Below are 1,935 nucleotides of genomic sequence, written 5' to 3'. Positions count from 1 at the left end.
CTCCAAACCTCTCCCCCTCCTCTTCAAATATTTTCGTTTTTATCGAATCCCTGCCGTCAAGTTTCCCGGTATATGGGGGTGCGTTTGCTCCGACCAGCTTGAATATGTCCAGTTCACCATGACCTCGACGGGTTCCGGGAGGCACTGGTTTTCTCTGTTGCTCATCCCTTCCGAAAAAATTTTCCATAACGAACGCTTTGATTCTCCTGTCGACTTTTCCTGTTTGCTTGCTCGATCCATTTCTTTCCAGTACAACGGCGGCATTTATGAATCAGACCTTTTAGGAGGTTCTATGCTAACGCGTTTCTTGCCCCAGACGGTTCCGTTTTTCAAATTGCTGATGGAACAGAACGCCGTTCTGCAACGGATGGCTCAAAGCCTCATCGTCGTCATGGAAAACACGTATGAATCGGAAGGCCATCTCAAACAAATCAATATATTGGAAGAAGAGGCCGACAAGCTCAACCGGAAAATAACATGGCATCTTTCGCAGACTTTTATTACCCCCATTGATCGTGAAGACATCCACGCGATCAACCTCGCACAGGAACGGGTGGCGGACGGTATACAAAACCTCGCCAGCCGTTTTTTTATGTGCGGCTTCATGTACCAGCGTTTCCCGGCCCATATGATGACCCGGAACATCAAGGGCATGATTGAGGAAACGGAGCTCATGCTCGGGCAGCTTGAAAAGAAAAAGGACGTATCGGGGCATCTGCATTCCTTGAAATCCCGCAAATCGGATTGTGAAATGCTGCAGGCCGCAGGGATTTCGGAAATGATGGACAGCGAAATCCCCAACTTTGAGAAAGTGCGCGAACTGATCCTCTGGAGCCAGGTTTACGAGCGCATCGAACGTGCCGTGGATATGGTTTCCGATCTCGGCGACACGCTGGAAGAGGTGGTGCTCAAGTATGTTTGAGGTCCCCGTGCTGCTTGTGCTCATTGTCGTGGTGGCGCTGATCTTCGACTTCACCAACGGAGCCCACGACTGCGCCAACGCCATCGCCACGGTGGTCTCCACCAAGGTGCTCAGCCCCCGCGTTGCGGTCGTCATGGCGGCATCGCTCAACTTTATCGGCGCATTCCTCGGAACCAAGGTCGCCACAACCCTTGGCGCGGGGATCGTCAACACGGACATGGTGGCGAACTGTCAGCCGCTGGTGCTCGCCGCGCTGCTCGGGGCCATCGCATGGAACCTCATCACATGGTATTTCGGCATCCCTTCCTCATCATCCCACGCGCTCATCGGCGGCCTGATGGGAGCCGCCGTAGCCTACGCCGGTTTCAGCACGCTCAACGGCGCTTCCATTGCCGAAAAAATCCTGCTCCCGCTGATCCTGTCGCCCCTCGCCGGTTTCGGCATGGGCTTCCTGACCATGTTTCTGATCATGCTCCTGTGCGCCCGGGCCAACCGCAACAAGCTCACCCGCGCCTTCACCAAGCTGCAAATCGTTTCCGCCGCCTTCATGGCGACGAGCCACGGCCTCAACGATGCCCAGAAGACCATGGGCGTGATCACGCTCGCCCTCTTCATCTTTAACAAGATCGACACTATTGCGGTTCCCTTCTGGGTCAAGTGCGTCTGCGCGCTCGCCATGGCGATGGGCACGGCGCTCGGCGGCTGGAAGATCATCAAGACGATGGGGCACAAGATCTTCAAGCTGGAGCCCGTGCACGGTTTCGCCACCGAGACCTCCGCGGCAGCCGTCATCTGTGGAGCGTCGCTTTTCGGTGCGCCCGTCAGCACCACCCACACCATCACCGCCTGCATCTTCGGCGTCGGCTCGACCAAGCGGCTCTCCGCCGTCCGCTGGGGCGTGGCCGGGAACCTCGTCATTGCATGGATTCTCACCATCCCCGCCTCCGCCTTCATCGCCGCCATCGCCTTCTGGTGCATGAAGATTTGGGGGATAGTGTAGAGAGCAGAAGATT

At 56.2% G+C, this 1,935-nt stretch carries 3 protein-coding genes; 2 read left to right on the top strand and 1 reads right to left on the bottom strand.

Annotation, left to right across the window (positions count from 1 at the left end; translation table 11 throughout):
- A partial coding sequence (locus tag HMPREF0178_RS22530; RefSeq protein WP_039958880.1) for a hypothetical protein occupies nt 1–187 on the bottom strand: 187 nt, incomplete at its 3' end.
- 105 nt (nt 188–292) lie between these two features.
- Between HMPREF0178_RS22530 and HMPREF0178_RS08695 the strand changes: the two genes are divergently transcribed.
- Nucleotides 293–922 (top strand): DUF47 domain-containing protein, encoded by a 630-nt coding sequence (locus HMPREF0178_RS08695; RefSeq protein WP_039958878.1) that lies wholly within the window; start codon nt 293–295, stop codon nt 920–922.
- The gene (locus tag HMPREF0178_RS08690) at nt 915–1,922 is read left to right on the top strand and encodes an inorganic phosphate transporter (RefSeq protein WP_009380206.1); all 1,008 of its coding nucleotides are present in this window, start codon (nt 915–917) and stop codon (nt 1,920–1,922) included. Before HMPREF0178_RS08695 ends, HMPREF0178_RS08690 begins: the two co-directional genes overlap by 8 nt.
- The last annotated feature ends 13 nt before the right edge of the window (nt 1,923–1,935 follow it).

The sequence above is a fragment of the Bilophila sp. 4_1_30 genome (assembly GCF_000224655.1).
GTDB classification, from domain to species: domain Bacteria; phylum Desulfobacterota; class Desulfovibrionia; order Desulfovibrionales; family Desulfovibrionaceae; genus Bilophila; species Bilophila wadsworthia.
This window is presented reverse-complemented; position numbering and strand designations above follow the sequence as displayed.

Bases quoted from the DNA above. Each gene is read 5' to 3' on its own strand.
- HMPREF0178_RS08690 (WP_009380206.1), top strand. From the start codon at position 915: ATGTTTGAGGTCCCCGTGCTGCTTGTGCTCATTGTCGTGGTGGCGCTG.
- HMPREF0178_RS08695 (WP_039958878.1), top strand. From the start codon at position 293: ATGCTAACGCGTTTCTTGCCCCAGACGGTTCCGTTTTTCAAATTGCTG.